This is a genomic window from Streptomyces sp. WM4235 (assembly GCF_001279725.1).
Taxonomy (GTDB): domain Bacteria; phylum Actinomycetota; class Actinomycetes; order Streptomycetales; family Streptomycetaceae; genus Streptomyces.
Map to the genome: position 1 here is coordinate 34353 of NZ_LGDE01000425.1, position 18268 is coordinate 52620.

Annotated in this window: 12 protein-coding genes and 1 pseudogene; 3 read left to right on the forward strand and 10 right to left on the reverse strand. The window is 70.1% G+C overall.

Going from position 1 to position 18268, the window contains the following annotated elements; translation table 11 throughout:
* The first annotated feature begins 45 nt into the window (after nt 1-45).
* Nucleotides 46-927, forward strand: a complete 882-nt coding sequence (locus ADK55_RS24955; protein ID WP_159041542.1) for a hypothetical protein — start codon at nt 46-48, stop codon at nt 925-927.
* A 62-nt stretch (nt 928-989) separates the two neighbouring features.
* On the forward strand, nt 990-2003 hold the full coding sequence (locus ADK55_RS24960) for a WD40 repeat domain-containing protein (RefSeq protein WP_159041543.1): 1014 nt from the start codon (nt 990-992) through the stop codon (nt 2001-2003).
* Nucleotides 2004-2273: 270 nt separating this feature from the next.
* Here the strand turns inward: ADK55_RS24960 and ADK55_RS24965 are convergent, their stop codons facing one another.
* The 9 genes from ADK55_RS24965 to ADK55_RS25000 all read right to left on the reverse strand — a co-directional run bounded on the left by ADK55_RS24965 (nt 2274) and on the right by ADK55_RS25000 (nt 14182).
* Entirely contained in the window at nt 2274-5201 is a 2928-nt protein-coding gene (locus ADK55_RS24965) for a CHAT domain-containing protein (RefSeq protein WP_107089298.1), read from the reverse strand.
* 43 nt (nt 5202-5244) lie between these two features.
* Entirely contained in the window at nt 5245-6519 is a 1275-nt protein-coding gene (locus ADK55_RS24970; RefSeq protein ID WP_053682030.1) for an alpha/beta hydrolase, read from the reverse strand.
* A gap of 97 nt (nt 6520-6616) precedes the next feature.
* Nucleotides 6617-7150: a hypothetical protein gene (locus ADK55_RS38765; protein WP_159041544.1), complete on the reverse strand. Its 534-nt coding sequence runs from the start codon at nt 7148-7150 to the stop codon at nt 6617-6619.
* Nucleotides 7151-7559: 409 nt separating this feature from the next.
* On the reverse strand, nt 7560-8582 hold the full coding sequence (rsgA, locus tag ADK55_RS24975) for a ribosome small subunit-dependent GTPase A (protein WP_053682031.1): 1023 nt from the start codon (nt 8580-8582) through the stop codon (nt 7560-7562).
* Nucleotides 8579-9250, reverse strand: coding sequence for a 2OG-Fe(II) oxygenase (locus ADK55_RS24980; RefSeq protein WP_053682032.1), 672 nt, complete (start codon nt 9248-9250; stop codon nt 8579-8581). The genes rsgA and ADK55_RS24980 overlap by 4 nt, the downstream gene beginning before the upstream one ends.
* Nucleotides 9247-10533, reverse strand: a complete 1287-nt coding sequence (locus ADK55_RS24985) for an MFS transporter (RefSeq protein WP_053682033.1) — start codon at nt 10531-10533, stop codon at nt 9247-9249. Before ADK55_RS24985 ends, ADK55_RS24980 begins: the two co-directional genes overlap by 4 nt.
* A 7-nt stretch (nt 10534-10540) precedes the next feature.
* Nucleotides 10541-11560: a JmjC domain-containing protein gene (locus ADK55_RS24990; RefSeq protein ID WP_053682034.1), complete on the reverse strand. Its 1020-nt coding sequence runs from the start codon at nt 11558-11560 to the stop codon at nt 10541-10543.
* A complete protein-coding gene (locus ADK55_RS24995) occupies nt 11557-12783 on the reverse strand; it encodes a cupin domain-containing protein (protein WP_053682035.1) in 1227 nt (408 codons plus the stop codon). Before ADK55_RS24995 ends, ADK55_RS24990 begins: the two co-directional genes overlap by 4 nt.
* Before the next feature lie 376 nt (nt 12784-13159).
* Nucleotides 13160-14182 carry a helix-turn-helix domain-containing protein gene (locus ADK55_RS25000; RefSeq protein WP_053682036.1) on the reverse strand — a complete coding sequence of 341 codons (1023 nt, stop codon included), beginning with the start codon at nt 14180-14182 and terminating at the stop codon, nt 13160-13162.
* A 137-nt stretch (nt 14183-14319) separates the two neighbouring features.
* On the opposite strand from ADK55_RS25000, the gene ADK55_RS25005 reads away from it, so the two are divergent.
* On the forward strand, nt 14320-17670 hold the full coding sequence (locus tag ADK55_RS25005; RefSeq protein ID WP_078999382.1) for an AfsR/SARP family transcriptional regulator: 3351 nt from the start codon (nt 14320-14322) through the stop codon (nt 17668-17670).
* 294 nt (nt 17671-17964) lie between these two features.
* Here the strand turns inward: ADK55_RS25005 and ADK55_RS40090 are convergent.
* Nucleotides 17965-18165: pseudogene (locus ADK55_RS40090) on the reverse strand (transposase); the annotation flags it as partial.
* Nucleotides 18166-18268: the final 103 nt, after the last annotated feature.

Genomic DNA, 18268 nt, shown 5'->3' on the forward strand with positions numbered 1-18268 from the left:
GCGGCAGTCGACCAAGGCTTGCCCTCGAGATACCGGTGGTGTCCTGTGCCGACGGAAGACCGCGACCACCCAGATGACAGCTCTGAAGGTCAGCCGCCGGGCAACGTACCAGAGCAACACAGGGGGTGGCGGGGCCTCTTCTCCACCCTCCCTGGGAAAATTCTCACCACCTTTGTTGCCGGGTTGGCCACGTGGGCCGTTACCCACTTCACCGGCGTGTTGGATTCCTGGTTCAGGGACGATGGCCCGTGGGTCAAGGTCGCGGTGCAGACGAACCCGTACCGAGTGGGCAGTTTCAACAACGACGCGATCCATGGGGCGATGCCCATCGGTGAGCGCCCCACTACAGGCCCGGGGAAAGGGTGTGACGGCTTCCATGACTGGCTGATCAAGCACGGTGGAACCGACGCCCCGCAGAGCAAGTTTCAGGTCGTGGTCCAGGGCAACGTCGACGGGGACGTGCAGATCTCCAACCTCAGAGTGCTCATTGCGGACAGGCAAGAGCCGTCGCGCGCCGTCGGAGTGGTCTGCCCCTCCGCCGGTGAGACAAATGCCCACCCCATCAGCGTTGACCTCGACAAGGCGTCACCCCGCGCCGTCTACACATCGCCGAGTGGCCGACCCTTTGGCTTCACCGTCAAGAAGGGTGAGTCGGAGACTTTCCCCATCACCGCCACGGCACATCATGGCCGCTACTCCTGGCGGCTGGAGTTCGACATGACCTTGGGTACTGAGGCGTCGACTCAGTTGGTCGACGACAGTGGGAAACCCTTTCGAACGGTTCCTCGGCCTGCGGGGCCTTCGTGGGAGTGGGACTTCCAGGGTGCGTGGGCCGTCCACGACGCTGGTGCCACCTCCACACCGCAGCGGCTCTCTGTCGGCGAAGCGTTCCAGATTCCGCAGACCTCGGGTCAGCGAACCCGATGAGGCACACAGCAGGCCGGGCTCCCCGCACGCGCGGGCACCGGGGCATGGTCGTCGCTTTGCTCGTGGCCGTAGCGATCGGTGTGGGTGTCAGTTGGTGGATGCGGCGAGCTGAACCGCCGCAATCCCCGTCGACTTCAGCCGCCTTCACCCTGACCGAGGTGCCAAGCGTGACTGGGGCAGGGCGTGTGACCGCCGTTGCCGCAGTAGACGAAAAACGGTTCCTCATGGGTACGTCACAAGGAAAAGTGATCACCATCGAAATGAGGCCCGGCCAGTCCCCGGCCTCTACCGTATTGACGTCAGTACCGGCCCAGGTGCGCGACTTGACGCTCTCCGGCGACGGCCGCACAGTCGCCGTCTTTGATGCAACCGGCCTGGTCCGCGTCCAGGGTCTTCGGGGCGGCACGCCGAACGACTTCCGCATCGACCTCACCGAGGGCCCCGTCACCCTGAATCGGTCCGGTACCGAGCTTGCTTACGGCCAATTCACCATCACCCTCATCGACACCCGCACCAGGCAGGCCCGAACCCTGCCACCGAAGGCAGTACCTGACGGTGGGCGATCCGCCTACGACGACCGGGCCATCACCGACGATGGCCGCGTCCTGGCCGCCGGCGCGGAAGGCATCGACATTTGGTACCTCAACGCGCCGGCGAAAGCCTCCAAGCCGATCACCTGCGCGTGCCCGGCCGCCAGCGTGGCGCTCAGCCCCGACGGGCGTTACGCCACCTACGGAACTGTGGACGGGCATGCCGTGGTCGTCGACATTGACAAACGGGCCGTCCTGGAGGACAAGACACTCTCACCGCGGCCCGACGACTTCGTCGGTACCGTGACCGCGTTCGGCTCGGGAAGCTACTTCGCAGCTGGAACCTCGACCCCCGACCGAGTCGTCATCTGGGACGCCGCCAAGCACCGCATCGTCTGGGACCACATGTTCTCTCAACACAAGATCGCTGAAGTATCCGCCGTGCCCGGCAGCGGAGCCCTCCTCGTCCAGACCAACCGCTACCAAGACTTAGGGCACGAACCGTTCAACACGGTGCGCCCTTGGCTCGTCCGGCCTCGAGAATGACGGGTGGTGGACCCAGATCCGGTCGCCCGATGGCTCGGCCACTCCAGCGCCCCATCACTCTCGACCACTACGCCCTCTTCATGCCCGAGCCCGGGCGAGGACGGCGATGGCCTGGACGAGCTCGGAGTCCGCGGGCAGCGGTCGCCGGGCGGCCATGTCGGTTCGGTCTTCCGCGCGCGAAGCGGGCGAACGGTGGGAGTGAAGCCCCGGTGGAGCACGCCGGCCGGCGGTCGGCGTGCTGAGGATCGGAAGGTCTGCACCGCTTCCGTGTCACGCGTGTGCGGTGAACAGGCACCAATGGCTGAGCAGTTCGTTGCCTCCGCTGCGCCTCAACACCTCGGGAAGAACGGTGGCAAGCCAGTCCAGCGCGTCCGATTCGGCCCCCGACGCGCGGAGCCTGGCGGCGAGTTCGCGGATGAGGGCGACCATGTCGTCAATGGGTGTGGTGGCGATCCACCGCTGGGTCCGGGCCAGTGCCTGATGCGGTGGGTGTCCCTCGGCCAGTTCGGCGTAGAGCCGCGCCGCGAGCAGGACGGCGGCGGGCCGGCTGACGGCGTAGGCCGGGGCGATCACGGTTCCGGCGCCGGAGTGCAGGAAGGCCGCCGGGATGCCGAACGTCTGGTCGGGGACGACCCGGTCGGGCGCCGCGATGTCACAACTGGCGAGGACGATCAGCGGGGAGTTGCGAAACCGGCTGCGGGTGATGTCGGCCAGGGTCAGGGCGGCAGTTCCGCCGAGCAGGACCGCGGAGCGCGAGGGGTCGTTCCAGTCGGCCAGGCCGTGGCAGGAGAAGTGGACGATGATGTCGTCCAGTACGGCCGCCATCACCTCCGCCGGGGTGGACGAGGGGCCGTCGATGCGCCGGGGGGTGGTGTGCAGGCCGAGCGCCTGGGCCTCGGCCCGCGCGCTCCGGGCGTTCAGCCCCTCCTCTCCGTCCACGGCGGTGACGGTCCCGGCGCCGCGCGGAACCGGCGGATGGGCCCGGAGGGTACGGGCGTCGGCCGAGAAGAGGAGGGGGCGACCGAGCAACGGGTACACCCGGTCCGAGGCGCCATTGACGCCCTTGACGCCGGGCAACGACGCGGCCAGCAAAGGCAGTTCGGCCAGAGGGCCACAGGGTACGAGGGCGAGCGGCGCACTGTCGGGCACCATGCGGAGCAGCGGGCGGACCAGGGCCGGGCCGGCCCACGCGCCGAGCGTGCGCAGCGCTCGCTCGAATCCGGCCGGGTCCGCCGCACGGGCACGGTACGCCCGGCGGAGGGCTGACAGCCGACGCCGTACGGCTGCCTCGGTCAGCCTCGGCAGGAGACGGGTGACGGCGGTGCGATCCGGGCGGACGAGGACGATGACCCCGCCCAGGTCGCTGCTGACCAGGTACGCGAGGTAGTGCCCCGTCTCCGCCGCGCGGTCGGCGGCGCCCGTGGACGTCGTCAGGGCGCGGAAGTCGGCGGCGGCGAGCGGACCCAGCTCGGCGGCGATCCGGCGTTCGACGGAGTCGTCGCCGGAGGGGCCGCCGTCCTCCCGGAGCCAGGTGTGGAACACCTGGCGGATATCGTCCAGCCGCCGGTCCGCCGCCGGATCGGGGGACGGGGTACCGGGGGCGACACGCGCCAACGTGGCGACCATCGCGGACTCGCGTGACCGGTAGGAGTCGAGCACGTTCGCGGCCTCGTGCGGCCGGCCGGTACGGGCGAACGCCACGGCCGCGCACGCTACCAGCGGGTCGGCGTGCCGCTGCCAGTTCCGCTGGTCGCGGCGCATCGCCTGCCGCCGCAGCAGGCCGTCGAGTCCGGCCAGACCACGGGTGAAGAACCGCAGCGCCTCCTCGTGCCCGCTGTCCGGGAGGGCGCGCCAGGCGAGAGTGCCGCCCGCACGGGCGGTCTCCAGCGGGGTGAGGGCGTTGTCAGAGACCGCCACCTCAAGCGCCTTGTCGTACCCGGCGAGGGCCGCTCGCAGGTCGGACTCGTCGCCGTGCAGTTGCCAGCGCAGTTCGTGCGCCTCGGCCCATCCCCGCAGATGCCCCACGGCCGGCCTCGGGGCCTCACCGGTGCCGCCCAGTGCCCGGTCGAGGCACTCCAGCGCGCGGGCCAGCGCTTCGTCGGCACCGTCGCCGTCACGGCGGCGGCGCACCCGCGCCAGTTCCAGCCAGGTCAGGCCGAGCGACCCCACCCGGCCACCCCACTCGACTTCCTGGCCGCTCAGCAGGTCGACGCCCCGTTGCTGCCAGGCGACCGCCCGCTCGATGCCCTTGGCGGACCTGTGCAACTCGCGCTGCGTCTTGCCGAGGGCGTCCAGCACACGGGGCAGGTCGGCGCCGGGTTCGTCCTCGGACAGCCGCAGCGCCATCCGGTGGACCTTCATCGCGCGGCGAAGACGGCTGACGTCGGCGGTGATGTCGTAGAGCTCCCGGAGGGCCTGGCCGGCGTTGCTCGCGTAGACGACGCGCTGGACAGCGGGTGCCTCAGGGCGGGCGGCGAGCAGTTCGACCGCCGCGACCGCTTCCTCCAGATCGGCGACGGTGCCGGTCTCCTGGTATCGGTCGCGCAGTGCGCTTCCGTGGTTGTTGACCCTGCTGGCCCACAGGCCGTCGGCGGGATCCGTCTCGGCCACGGACGCTGCCGACAGCTCCACGGCCCGGTCGAGGTCGTCGAACCGCGCCGACCCGGTCCGCCAGCGGTCCTTCAGTGCCACGCTGAGGTTGGTGAGGGTGTGCGGCCGGACCGGGTGGCCCGGCTTCAGGGAGTCCACCAGCGATTCCAACTCGGCTATCGAACGGATCAGTTGATCCGTTCGGTCTCTGTCTCCCTGGTACACCCGGAGCCGGTCGGTGCCCCGGTGAAGCCTCACCTGAGCCGCCAGCAGGTCGATGTCCTCCTCCATCGCCGTGTCCCCGACCGCCGCCGGTACGAGCGGCGCGGCGCCGATCGCGTCGGCCGCCTGCTCGGACATCCGGAGCAGAGCGGTCGCGCAGCCCGGTTCCCGCTGGTGGGGAAGGAGCGACTCACGCAGCGCCTCCCAGCGGCGCGCGGCTTGGACGCCCGTCGCGTGCCCGACGAGTTCGCCCAGATCGGGGGCAAGATCTCCGTGGCCGTCGTCGAAAGGAGCCGCGCCGTCCCCGGTACGTTCCCGCGCGCCCATCGCCGCGATGAGCCGGCGAGCAGCCTCGGAGTCCAGTGGCCGACCAGACGCTGAGTTCATGGGGCTCCTTCCTTGTGTACGCTGCTGCGCCACCGCCCGGACCTCACTGCGCGAAGGACCAGTAGACGCCGACAGCGTGCGTTTCGCCCCGCAGCCGGAACCGCTCCTGCGGCGAGTGGGCGTGGTGCACGAGGGCGTGCAGGTCACCGAGGAGCGCGTCCTTGTCGCCGAAGTAGGAGTGGCTCATCAGACCGGTGTCGAGCCTGGACGCGTCCACGGTGTCGACGCCGCTCACGACGACCAGGCCCTGGCCGGACTGGCCGGCTCGGTGATACCCGTGCACCTTCCTTGACGCGATCAGCGCTTTGTCCTTGGAGGAGGCGTAGAGGGTGAACCGGTCCGCCCGCCCGGCGAAGTCCTCAGCCGCCTGTGTGAAGACCCCGGCATCCACGTCCGGCGCGGCGAACACAACCTGCCCCAGCCTCCCCGACCCCACCGGAAGCGCAGTGGTGTCGAGGCGGGTGAGGGTGTCGACGAGGAGACGGTTCCCCATGCTGTGCGCGACCACGTGCACCTGGTCGACACCGGACCGGGTGAGGAGGAGTTCCAGGAAGTCGCGGAAGTGCCGGGCGGACCAGTGAACGTGGCCCTCGTCGGCCACGTAGGCGCTCCTCTTCCCAGCCGAGGGCCAGCTGTAGGCGACACACGCACCGTGGAAGTCAAGGTCGTAGACGAGTTGGGCGGCACGCCGCAGCGCATCGTCGAAGTCGACGTTGTACCCGTGGACGAAGACGAGCGCGCTCCGGCTCCCGTCCACGTCGGACTCCTGGGCCACCTGTCCGAGAAACTGTGTCTCGTACCGGACGGCCGGCGCGCCCGCAGCCCCGGTGGCCGGACCCTTCCCCAGCCGCAACCGCCACTGGCCGGGCTTGGGTAGTTCGCCCATCCGACGGTCGTCACCGATGGACAGGACCGCACGGCCGTATGCGAGATCACCAGTGCCACGCGACCCGCCGAAGGTCAGGCGCTTGGCGTCCCAGGCGCGGTCCGTGACGAAGTTCACCGGGATGTCCAGACGACGCAACGCCGATACGTGGTCATGCGTCCCGGTCAGGGCGTCGGTGCGCTCACCGAGCAGCGCGAGCACGTCCAACTCGGCGTCAACCAGCCGACGGAGGTCCGGGTACGGCGCGAACAGCGCGTCCAGCGACCCCCGGAGGCCATCGCCACGCGCCTCGACGGCGGCTCGCGCGTCCGCCGCGCGCAGTTCCAGAAGCACCGCCGACTCGAACGCTTCGAAACCTTTTCGGTCGAGCCGCCGCTCGACCTCCGGCCACACGGCCGCCAGCGCGGCGTGCAGCAGAGCAGCATCCTCCATACGAGCCGGCCCCCTCCCTCTTCGGCACCCTTGGTGATGGCAGCGTAACGCGCTGGACGCGGCTATTCCGGGAAACGGAGGCCTGCTCCGACCTGGGCTACAACAATGCCTTGTTCATGGCGGCGGAGCTTCTGCTGCTTGGGCAGGGCGACACCACCGCGCCGCTGCTACTGATCGAGGAGTCCGTAAAGCCCTTGTGCATGGGGGCGAGAGCGGAGGAACCGATCAGGGCGATGGTCAGGGGCTCGTCATGCAGAAAGTAGGTGGCTGGCAGCACCGGATGCCCTCCTCGTTTCACGAGTGGACACTCATGAAACGACCTCTGAAGGATGCTGTGTCGGAGCGCCGGACCATCGCTTCGTCCAGGACGACGGGCATCCAGCGGCCCCTCTTCGTCGGGCTGAAGTAGCCGGCTCTCGTCGAAGGCCGTGTAACGAAGGCAATAGGGGCACTGGGCTCCGTATTCAGGGGACGACCGCGGCGGAGGGGAAACCGCCCGAACGCCCTGCTGATTGCGCCGAGCGGCCAGGCGCTCGTATTCGGCGTGGAGAGTATCGAGTTGAACAGGCTCACCCGCATAGGCACGGTTGCGAGCGATCGAGATACGGTGGCCGGCTTCGAGCGTGCTCATGCGCGGCCGCGGCACCTTCTGACCAGCGACCTCACATCATGCCAGGCGAGCGCACAAGGCGTCGTCGATGTGATCCATCGCCAGCATGGGCAAATGCTCTGCCAGGGCCCAAGCTCCTGGTGGGGTGGGATGTTTCTCGGCAGGTCAGCGACGCGCGGTAGTCACGCCTTGATCATGGTCTTGGAGTTCGCGGGCGCGGGCGTGCTCGGAGCGGGGGCAGGCGGGGGTACGGCGCAGCTTCTCCCTGGCCGCGGTGAGCGCGCTCCCCGCCGGCTGGGTCCTTGCGGCGGACGGCAGCGTGCAGGGAGGCGTACGCGAACGACCAGGAGCAGCCTCGTCGTGCAATTCCGCCCGGTCGCCTACATCCTGAGCGTGCGGTCGAGGGTCCCGCAGAGAACGCCTGAGCCGGTCAAAGGTGCCCCGGGCGTCGAGTGGTGCGGCGTGCCTGTTTGCTGACCGCCTTCCACTGGCGGCGTACGTCGGCCATCTCGGCCGGATCCTCACGACGGCGGTGATAGGCGATCTCTGCCCGGAGCTTGCGCCAGGTGGCGAGGCGGTCGACGTCCAAGGCGCCGGTACGGGAGGCCTCCTCGACGGCGCAGCCGCCGTCGCCGTCGTGGCCGCAGTCGCCGTACCGGCAGTGGACGGCCAATGAGGCGATGTCGGTGAAGACATCGTCGACCGATGTCTGCGCCGCCGCTACTTCCAGGGAACGGATGCCCGGGATGTCCAGAAGCCCCCCGCCGCTGGACAACAGGTGGAGGCGACGTGTGGTCGTGGTGTGGCGGCCACCGGCGCGGCCGGGGGCGGCGACCGCCTCGGAGGTTCCTTCAAGGGCGTTGAGCAGGGAGGTCTTGCCCGCGCCGGAAGGGCCGAGCATGACCGCGGTGGTGCCGTGGGTGAGATGGGTGCGTAGGGAGTCGAGTCCGTCGCCGGTGAAGACACTGACGGGGACGACGGGGACACCAGGACTGAGGTGTTCGGCTGTGGCGGTGTTCTCGGCACCGCCGTCCTCGGTGATGTCGCTCTTGGTCAGGACGAGAACGGGCTGGGCGCCGCTGTCCCAGGCCATCACGCTCAGGCGCTCGACCATGGTGGTGTTCAGCCCGCCGTCCAGCGGGACGACGACCAGGACGGTGTCGATGTTGGCCGCGAGGACCTGACGCCCGTGTCCGGAGCCTTGGCCCCGACCGAGCGCGGTGCTGCGGGGGGCGACGGCGTGGATACGTCCGTCGTGGCCGAGTCTGACCCAGTCGCCGGCAACGGGGGTGACCTGCAAAGAGGTTGCCGAGCCGGCGGTGTGCGCGATGAGGGTGCCGTCCTCGGAGGGCCGCAGAACCTCGCATACGGTGCCGTGGTTGACGACCGCTCGTGCCCATCCGTGGCCGCTGGGTGCCCGGCCGAGCCGGGTGACGGTCGGAGTGTCGGTCATGGAGCGTCCTTGGTGGTGATGAATCCGGTCCAGGTGCGGCGCATGCGGTCGCCCGCGGTGGCGTCGACGCGCTGGACGGCGTGCATGGTGTGGGCGCGGAAGACGACCAGGCGGTTGGGGCGCGGCAGGATGAGAGCGGGGTGCTTCGCGCAGTGCAGAAGGGCGGTGCCGTCGGGGGCGTCGACGCGGGAAGCCTCGTCGAACAAGGCGAGGCCGCCGCCCCAGTCGGCGTTCCAGGTGCGGTGGACGAAGTAGACGTAGGCCCCAATACGGTCGGCGCCGGCGTCGTTGTGCCAGCTCAGTCGGGAGCCGGCGGGGTAGCCCCAGGCGCTGAACGTAAGGGAGACGTGGTTGCCTTTGCCGGCGGCGTCGAGCAGGTCCAGATGATCGGCCACCCGCTCCTTGACGGCATGCTGCCAGCGGGGCGCGTCGGGTGCGGTGTCGCCGAGGGGCTGCTTCTCCTCGCCGCCGCGGTAGGCGAAGCCGTCGTACACCGGGTCGATGGTGCTGAGCACGGGTTTGAGGCGAATGCGCTCGATGTCGTCGGCGGCTGCTTCGAAGTCGGCTCGGGGCAGCAGGTCGTCGATGACCACGTATCGGTCGCCGCGGGAGTGGACGCGGATGCCGTGGTCGGGCGTGGCGGGTGTGATGGGTGGGCCGAGATTCATGCGTTGGCCTTCCTCGTCTGTCCGGCGAGGCGCGCGGCGGGGATGCTCAACAGGACGAGGAGAACGCCGACAACGGCGAAGACAGTGTCGTAGTGGGCGGCGAACAGGCCGCCGAGGAGCATGCCGACCGGGACGCCGGCGGAGTTGACGAAGTTGTCCACGGAGCCGAACCGGGAGAGGAACCGTTCGGGTATCTCGCTCTGGTAAGTGGTGTCCCAGACGATGCCGCAGGCGGCGATGGTCAAGGAGGCCAGGGCGAAGGCGGCGCCGATGACAGCGGTGGGCAACTCATCGCGCAGGGTGAGGGCGGCCATCTGCAGGACGACACCGATGGTGACGACGACGGACGCCGCTTTCCACGGATGCCGGTTCATCGCCATGACGGCCAGGGAGCCGACGAGGGAGCCGGCGGCGAGGCAGGTGGCGAGTACGGACCATGCGCCGTTGCCGCCGAGGGACTCCACGGCGATGACCGGACCGGCGACGGCGGCCAGACCGATGCTGAGGGAGATCACGAACCACAGGGCCATGCCGAACGAGAACCACGGATAGCGAGCCATGATGGTGAACGCGGCGCGGAAGCGGGCGTCGCCATTCGCATGCGCCATGTCTGCGGTGGACTCTGCGGGGACGGTGCCGGGCTCGGCCTCCACGTGCGGCGCCGTCCTGTGGCGGGCGGGGGTGTGCAGGCGTGTGAGCCGGATCAGACAGCCGAGGTTGACGGCGAATGAGGCCACGTCGAGCCAGAGCACCCAGGAGAACCCCACCGTGCTCATGAGGACACCGGCCAGTACGGGTCCGAGCAGGAAGCTCACGTCGGCGAGGAGGGACAGCAGGCTGTTGGCCCAATGGAGCTTGTCCTCGGGGACCAGCTCGGGGGTCAGACCTATCTGGGCGGGGTTGTAGAGCGCGGTGCCCGCGCCGTACACGGCGGCGGAAAGGCACAAGTGCCAGGTCTGCAGGGGCAGTGGACTGATCACGACGACGGCGAGCGTGCCCTGGGCCAGGAACCGCAGCAGGTCGGCGCCGATCATCACCTTCACGCGGTCGTACTGGTCGGCGAGCCGGCCACCGGTGGCGACGAGGAGGAAGCGGATCGCCCACAGGGAAAGGAGTACCGCCGTGAGTCCGCCGGCCGATCCCGAGACCTGGTAGGCGGCGAGGGCGAACGCGACGGGGACGGCCGCGTCGCCGAGGCTGGAGATGGCGTGACCCGCGAAGAACGTCGCGAAGCGGCGCTCCCGGAATATCGCGGCCCGGTCCTTGAAGGGGGCGGTGAGCACAGGCGGGTCATCCTTCACAGATCAGGAAGTCGTTGCGGGCGCCGAAGGCGACCAGGGCACGGAGGTCGGCGGCGGGTAGGCCGGCTGCGGCGAGAAGGGTGTCGAAGGTGAAGGCGCCGCCGCTGCCGAGGATTACGACGGGTCGTTCGAGGCGGCGGTCGAGGCGGATGCGCCGGCCCATGGTGGTGACCGTCACGTGCCCGTCGTCCGTGGCGATGTGCGGGGGCCATCGGCTGGCCCAGCGGATCCGTGTGGTGGGGCCGACCTCCCCGGTCAAGGCACTGCGAAGCGAGGCCCCGACGCGGCGGTCGGGGCGTAGGGCCAGGCGGGAGGCGCCTGACTCCTCGCAGAGCTCGGCGAGCGGCTCGTATCCAACGGTCAGGTGGATGGTGAGTTCGCCGGTGCCGCAGACGCGGTGCGCGGTGTGGCGCGGTACGGACAGGCACATGCCGGGGGTCAGGACACGGTCGAGGCTGTCGTCCGCCAGGTCGGGGGAGCGTGCGCCGGTGCGGGAGTCGACCTGCCAGCGCTTTCGCCCCAGGAGTTGCAGGATGAGGGTGTCGTGGCCGTCGCTGTGCAGATCGAAGGCGGAAGACTCACCCGCGGTGATGTAGCAGTTGACCCATGCACGGGCGTACAGGAGGTATTCGAGAGCCTCGCACAGCAGCATGACCCGATCGTCGAGCGCTTCGAGATGGCTGATGACGAGGGTCGCCCCGCGTTCGACGGCGCTGTGCAGATAGGCGGGCACGAGAGTGGTGTGCAGGATCTCCCCGTCGCCGACACGGGAACGCACCCACCGGCTCCGGTCGACATGGCGGCCGGATTCGACGAGGCGGAAGTTGGTCGCGAGTGCGCCCGGTCGGGCCAGCGCGGACCAGACACCGACCAGCAGGGCTTCGTGTGCGGCTTGGTCTTGGCCGGGGTCGGAGGGGGCGTGGAGGCGGACCCCGCCGGACGGCGGCCGCTGGTCTCCCAGGCCCGCGAGCAGTGTGTCGGCATATCGGAGGGCGTCGAACGCGGTCATGCGGCGATCACTGCTCCCAAGGCGTAAAGGGTGCGGGCCAGTTCGCCTCGGCTGTCCGGGGTGAGCCGGGCGGGCAGGAGCGCCGTCAGCTCACGGAAGGAGAAGGGAGCGGTGGACGCAGTCGCCCGCACCAGGGAGTCGAAGTCGGCCCGCTCCCCGACGGGAACCGTGAGGGTGCGGCCACGGACGACAAGGGTGGTGCGACCGGCGTGCGCGGCCACTGCTACGGCACCGGGCCGGGCCCAACGCAACGGGCCGTCGATGACGGGGGCGCCCGAGCGGGGCAGGGCGGCGCGGTGGGGTCGGCTGAGGTGGCCGTTGGTGCGCAGACGGAGCTGGGTGAGTGTCAGCTCGTGGGCGACGCGCTCGGCGAGAGAGAGGTCGGCGGTGTCCTCGGCCAGCAGGGTGCGGGCACGGTCCGCGACGGCACCGGCGGGCGGGTAGTCGGGGAGGGGGTCGACCGGGCCCGCGGCGCGCCACAGTGCCTCGGTGATCAGGGAGTGGGTCCTGACCGGGTACAGGGTGAGCCCGAGAAAAGCGGCGGGGCCGAGGTTTCGGAAAACGTGATAAGTGTCCTGCGGAATCAGCAGGAAATCACCGGGGCGCAGTAGCCGACGTTCGGCGGAGCCGAGATGCTCCTCGATGTCGAAGGTAATTTGTCCGAACGATGGGCTCGGGGTTATACCGGAGGTATCGAACGGGTTCTCATGCCAGATCCAGACTTCTTTGGGGGACGGTCCGAGGTGGAAGATGAGGGAGGGTTCGTCATCCTTGTGGATGCCGAAGGGTGTCCATCCGGAATGGGCGATGAAGGTGTACACATCAGTGCCGGAAGGCAGTTCGTGGAACCCGTCGGTCACAAGTTCCTCGACCATTGCGGAGACTTCGGCGCACAGCCGGAGGTCCCAGGTGGAGATGTCGTTGACGGCCACGCACGCCTCGTCGCCGCCGGCGGTACGGGCCAGCCACTCCACCGCGCTCTCGTCATCCGCGAGGGGTGAATCCACGAAACGCTTGGTGAGCGGATAGTCGAAGGCGCCGGGGCGGAAGGCGCGCAGACGCAGGTCGCCGGGCGCCTGGCGGGTCGCCGTCCGCAGGCTGCAGTCGATCAGCCGACCGAGACGCTGTGGGTCGGTGACCAGGCCGGGGAGGAAGACGGGGCTGGAGAAGCCCGGAGCGTGGGCTGCCGCGAACGCCTTCCAGGTCTTCATGTCGATGCTCATTCAGCTCACCACTCGTTCGGGAGGTACGGCCGGCGCGGCCGGCCGTCCGCGAGGACGACCGGCCGCGCGACGGTGTGGACTCAGTGGCCGACGTCCCGACGCGGGCTGAACTCGGTCTCGAAGTCGTAGTTGTCGTCCTCGAGGATCTCCATGACGAGGTTCTGCTCGTTCTCCATGATGCGGAATTCCCTTCTCAGTGATTCTGTTCCACAATTTTCCGGCAAGAGTGCCGAAAATTCACCGGCCGGGGTGGGGTCGGGCCGCCGGGCGGGCGTTCCGTTCGTTTCCCCGGTCCGTTCTGGAAGCAACTCTGACATTCGTTCGAGGGCGTTGTCATCCATTTGGATTGACACGAAGTTCCCCTGGCACGGTTGTGTCAGATCAGGCCTTGCTGTGCGGCTTGGAGTCCGAGCTGGAATCGGCTGCTGACCTTGAACCGTTCCGTGAGGGCGGTGATCATCCGTCGTTCGCTGCGCAGGGAGATACCGAGCCTGCGGGCCGCCGCCTCGTCGGTCAGCCCTTCGGCCAGGAAGCGCAACAGAGCCCGCTCCTGAGGCGAGCAGGTGGCGGGGGCTTCGCCCTCCGACTCCTCCTCGGCCGCCGTGTCCCACAGGTACGTGAAGAGGGCACGCAGGCCCATGAGGGCGCCGGACTCGGTCAGCAAAACGGCTCCGGTGTCGGGATCCTCCGGGTCCAAGGGCAAGACGGCACGCGCATCGTCGACGATCCGCAGTTGCAGGGGCAGGGAGGGCAGGGTGCGCATCTCGGCGCCGGCCTGCGCCAGGCGCCGCACCGAGCTACGGCGCTGGACGCCGGGCAGGTGAAGGACGCGTACGCGCACGCCCCGCGCGAGCAGGTCGAGGAGGACGGCCACATCGAGGTCCCACGGGCCGCCGCCGGCCGCGGCGGCGGTGGGGGCGAGGGCGAGAAGCTCGCCGCGGGCCTGCGCCGACAGGTCTGACTGGACGCGTTGTACGGCTTCGTTGCCGGTGAAGCGTTCCACACTCGCCGTGCCCGTGCGGCCGTGCGCGACGTAGTCGGCGAGGAGGGCGTCCACGGCGGACCGGCTCGCCTCGATCTCCAACTGGGTGCGGGCCAGTTCGTCCTGACGGCGCTCCAAGAGCGCCCCGAGCCCCGCCCGGGGCGGTACGAGCAGCGGGGTACCCGGGCCCGAGCCGTCTGTGTCCGCCGTGCGCAGCAGGGCGAGGTCGGCGAGCGAGTCCAGCGCCCGCGCGACGGCTGACCGGCCCTGGCCCAGCCCGTGAGCCAGCTGGTCCACATCCCAGGAGGGGTGCTCCAGCATGAGTCGGTAGACCGTCTCGGTGCCGGAGTCGAGTCCGAGCGCGCCCAGTAGCAGGGTCTCTTCGCCGTCATGCGATGCCGGGCACAGATGTGCCACGGCGTTTTCATGGCTCCGCCAGGCTTGGGATGCGTGCATGGTCAAGGCTCAGACTCCGTTGTGGTTCCGGCAGGTTGGCGCAGCATGAGGAGGCCCCGCTAGCGGATCGCTAGGGACGGCTGACATAGGCTCCCGCCATGCATGGTCAGCGAGGCGCGTTGTTCCAGTTCCGGATACTGGGGCCGCTTGAGGTGCGGTACGTCGGGGAGACGGTGGCCGTCACCGCCCCCAAGGAACGTGATCTGCTCGTCCTGCTGCTGCTGAAGGCCGGGCACATCGTCCCGGCGGAGGAGCTGATCGACGGACTCTGGGGGACCACACCGCCGACGACCGCGCGCACGACGCTGCAGAACTACGTCAAGCGGCTGCGTCGAGTCCTCCGGGAACCCGGAGACGGACAACGCGAATTGCTGGCGACCCGGCCGGGAGGCTATCTGCTGGGGCTGGAGGGCGAGTTCTTGGACGTCGGGGAGTTCGAGCGGCTTGTCGGCAGCGCGGCCGCGGCCGCCGCGCGCGGTGACGACGTCACCGTCTCCGCACGGCTCGGCGCCGCGCTGTCCCAATGGCGCGGCCAAGCGCTGGCCGGCAGTCGCTCCGAGTACCTCCGGCAGGTGGAGGGGCCCCGTCTAGAGGAAGCTCGGATGGTCGCCTTCGAGCAGCGGGTCGACGCCGACCTGAGGCTGGGCCGGCACGCCGCCGTGATCGCCGAGCTGCACACCGAGGCCGCCCGGCAACCACTGCGGGAACGGCTCCAGGGGCAACTGGTGCTCGCTCTCTACCGTTCGGGACGGCGCGGCGACGCGCTCGCGGCCTCCCGGCAGGCCCGCTCACACCTCGTTCGGGAACTGGGCCTGGAACCCGGTCCCGAACTCGCCGCGCTCCACACCCGCATCCTCGCCGACGATCCGACCCTGATGGAGATCCGGCCCGCAGCGACGCCCCCACGCAGCGCTCCGTCCACCCGCTCGGATCCGCTCGGCCACACCGAGACCGGCCCTGCCGCCCCCGCCCCATCCGTCCTCCCCTCCCAACTCCCTCCCACCACAATGGTGTTCACCGGCCGCGCGGAGGCCCTGCGACGGCTCGACGAGCTGATGCCCGCCGCAGGGCCACAACCGCCGGGAGCGGCCCGCATCGTCCAGATCACCGGCCAGGGCGGGGTCGGCAAGACGGCCCTCGCGGTCCACTGGGGCCACAGCCGGCGCAACCGGTTTCCCGACGGGCAGCTCTACGTCAACCTGCGTGGTCACGGCGGCGGTCGGCCCCTGCGATCGATCGACGCGCTCAGCGAGTTCCTGGAGGCGCTCGGCGTGCCCCCGCGCGACGTCCCCGTGACGGAGGAACGCGGCGCCGCCCGGTTCCGCTCACTGTGCGCCGACCGGCGGCTGCTGGTGATCCTGGACGACGCGCGGTCGGAGGAGCAGGTCAGGCCACTGCTACCCGGCAGCGCGGACTGCATGGTGATCGTGACCAGTCGCCTCTCCCTGGCCGGCCTCGTGGCCCGCGACGGGGCGCTGCCCGTGCCGCTGCCGGTCTTGGAGCTGCCCGAGGCCGAGCAGATGCTCGTCAACATCCTTGGTCCCGCACGGGTTTCGCGCGAGACCGCGGCGGCCGCCGCGCTGACCGCCGCCTGCGCCCGACTCCCCCTAGCCGTCGGCATCAGCGCGGCCGACCTCGCGCTCCACCCGGACCGGACCCTGGCACAGCAGGTCGAGCTGCTGACCGGGGCCGACACCCTGTCCGCCCTGGAACTGCCCGGGGACGGCCAAAGCGCGGTGCGCACGGTCTTCGCGAGGTCGTACGCCACCCTGGAGCCGGACACCGCCCGCATGTTCCGACTCCTTGGACTCCTGCCGGGTGAGGACATCACGGCCGGGGCCGCGGCGGCGCTGGCCGGCACGCGCCCCGCCCGCGCCAGTGCGCTCCTGGGCAGCCTCACCCGCTCCCACCTCCTGGAGGAAGGGACCGTCGGCCGGTACGCTCTGCACGACCTCTTGCGCGCCTACGCCCGCGAACGGGCCCACGCCGAGGAACCCGACAGCGAGCGCGACGCCACCCTGAGGCGTCTGTATGACTGGTACCTGACGAACGTCGACAAGGCGGCCAGGCTGATCCAGCCCGAAATGGTGCGCCTGCGGATGTACGCGGACGGCGCCGACCTTGCCTTCGACACGCTGGACGACGCCGCCGACTGGCTCGACGCCGAACGGGCCAACGTCGTGGCGATGGTCCAGCGGGCTGCGGATGAGGGCCCTCTGGAAGCCGCGTGGGGTCTGGCCGACGCGTTCCGGCCCTACCTGATGCACTCCTCACACACCGCCGACTGGCTGGCAGTGGGAGAGGCGGGACTGGCGGCGGCGGAGGCGGACGGGCACGTCTTCGGTCAGGCGGCGACGCACCGGATCCTGTCGAGCGCCTATCTCGTCCTGGGCAGGTACGAGGAGAGCACACGGCACGACCTGGCCGCGGCGGAGCTGTACCGGAGCGTGGGAGCCGCGGCCGCCGAGGCGGCGGCGTGCAACAGCCTCGCCCTCGCGGCCTGGTACGCGGGTAGGCTGGATGACGCGGTGGCCCACGGAAGCCGCGGTCTCGCCCAGGCGAAGAGCGCCGGCGAGCTGGTTCCCGAACTCATCATCAGCTCCAACCTGGGCGCCATCCTGCACGAGGCCGGCATGCTCCGCGAGGCCGAGGAACTCTACGAGAGCATGATGGGCGGCAGGGCCGTGGCCCACGCACCGACCACTGAGGGCCACATCCTTCGCAACTTCGCCGCCGTCCTGCACGACCAGGGGCAACCGGTGCGGGCCGCCGAACTCCTCGCGCGGGCCGAGGACGTCCAGCGTAGGGCGGGCCAGGGACCCAGCAACCTGACCTACACCCTCTTTTGGAAGGCGGTCATGGCACTTCAGCGCGGCGACCGGGCCGGCGCCCTCGCACACCTCGACGAGGGATTCTCCCTCGCGGGTGGCGACATCAGGGCCGAGGCGCACCTGCACACCGCACGCGGCATGCTCTCCGAGCGCACGGGGGGCCACGAGGCCGCCCTGCAAAGCTTCGAGCGGGCCAGGGACCTGGCCAGGCAGTGCGCCTCACGCAAACCCGAGCTGGACGCCCTGACCGGGATGGCACGCTGCTCCCTCGAGCTGGGGCGGATCGAACAGGCCCGCTCGCTCGCCGAGGAGCTGCTGGAGGAAGCCACGGTCAACGGATACCGGCTCTTTCGGGGCTACGCATTGACGCTCCTGGCCGAGATCGCCTGCCAGGAGAAGAATTACACCGAGGCAGAGAGTCGGGCCAGGGAAGCGGTGGCGGTCCAGCTGGCGAACGCCCATCCCAGGGGCCGGGCGGATGCCCTCGTCGCCCTCGCGCACGCGCTGCGTGGCGCGGGCGACACCGAGGCCGCGCGTCTTCGGGTGGAAGAGGCGTCGGAGCTCTGGTCCCACTTTGCCCCGCAGCGCGTGGAGGAGCTCCTGCGACGAGCCCACTGACCCGTTCCCGGCGCGGACATCGGCAGCCGGCGCCGAGGCGGAGGCCGGGACGCGGATCGCCGCCGCCTGCCCCGGCCGGCGTCCAGACGCACCGTCCACCAACGTCCCGGCACCCGTTCGTCCAGCTCACCCACTGTGACCTGCGTCATCCCGGTCGCCCTCCCGTCATGCGTCGGCGCTGCTCGCGCCTACCCCTGGCTCTCTTCGGCGGGGATCTGGCGCAGGTGCTACAGGGCGCGGTGCCGGGACTTGACCAGGGCCCGGTAGGCCCCGAAGCGGGAGAGGCTCTCGTCCACGGCGTGGGGAGTCGAGCCAGGCCATGGTGCGTTCGATGGTCCAGTGGTGTCGTCCCAACCGCTGCGAGGACTCGATGCCGCGGCGGGCGATGCGGTGGGTGATACCGCGCCCGCGTAACCATCGGCGCAGGTGGGCGTAGTCGTAGCCTTTGTCCGCGTGGACAGAGCGCCGCCGGACGGGCCGCGCTCGGCGTCGGCCGAGGCCGTGGTCTGGGGCAGCGCGGCCGCGGCGGCGGGCAGGGCGGCGCCGACGAGGGCGACGCGACGACGCAAGGGACGGGTGCGGATGTGCAACGTACCTC

Bases quoted from the DNA above. Each gene is read 5' to 3' on its own strand.
- ADK55_RS24965 (WP_107089298.1), bottom strand. From the start codon at position 5,201: ATGAACTCAGCGTCTGGTCGGCCACTGGACTCCGAGGCTGCTCGCCGG.
- ADK55_RS24970 (WP_053682030.1), bottom strand. From the start codon at position 6,519: ATGGAGGATGCTGCTCTGCTGCACGCCGCGCTGGCGGCCGTGTGGCCG.
- ADK55_RS38765 (WP_159041544.1), bottom strand. From the start codon at position 7,150: ATGAGCACGCTCGAAGCCGGCCACCGTATCTCGATCGCTCGCAACCGT.
- rsgA (WP_053682031.1), bottom strand. From the start codon at position 8,582: ATGACCGACACTCCGACCGTCACCCGGCTCGGCCGGGCACCCAGCGGC.
- ADK55_RS24980 (WP_053682032.1), bottom strand. From the start codon at position 9,250: ATGAATCTCGGCCCACCCATCACACCCGCCACGCCCGACCACGGCATC.
- ADK55_RS24990 (WP_053682034.1), bottom strand. From the start codon at position 11,560: ATGACCGCGTTCGACGCCCTCCGATATGCCGACACACTGCTCGCGGGC.
- ADK55_RS24995 (WP_053682035.1), bottom strand. From the start codon at position 12,783: ATGAGCATCGACATGAAGACCTGGAAGGCGTTCGCGGCAGCCCACGCT.
- ADK55_RS25005 (WP_078999382.1), top strand. From the start codon at position 14,320: ATGCATGGTCAGCGAGGCGCGTTGTTCCAGTTCCGGATACTGGGGCCG.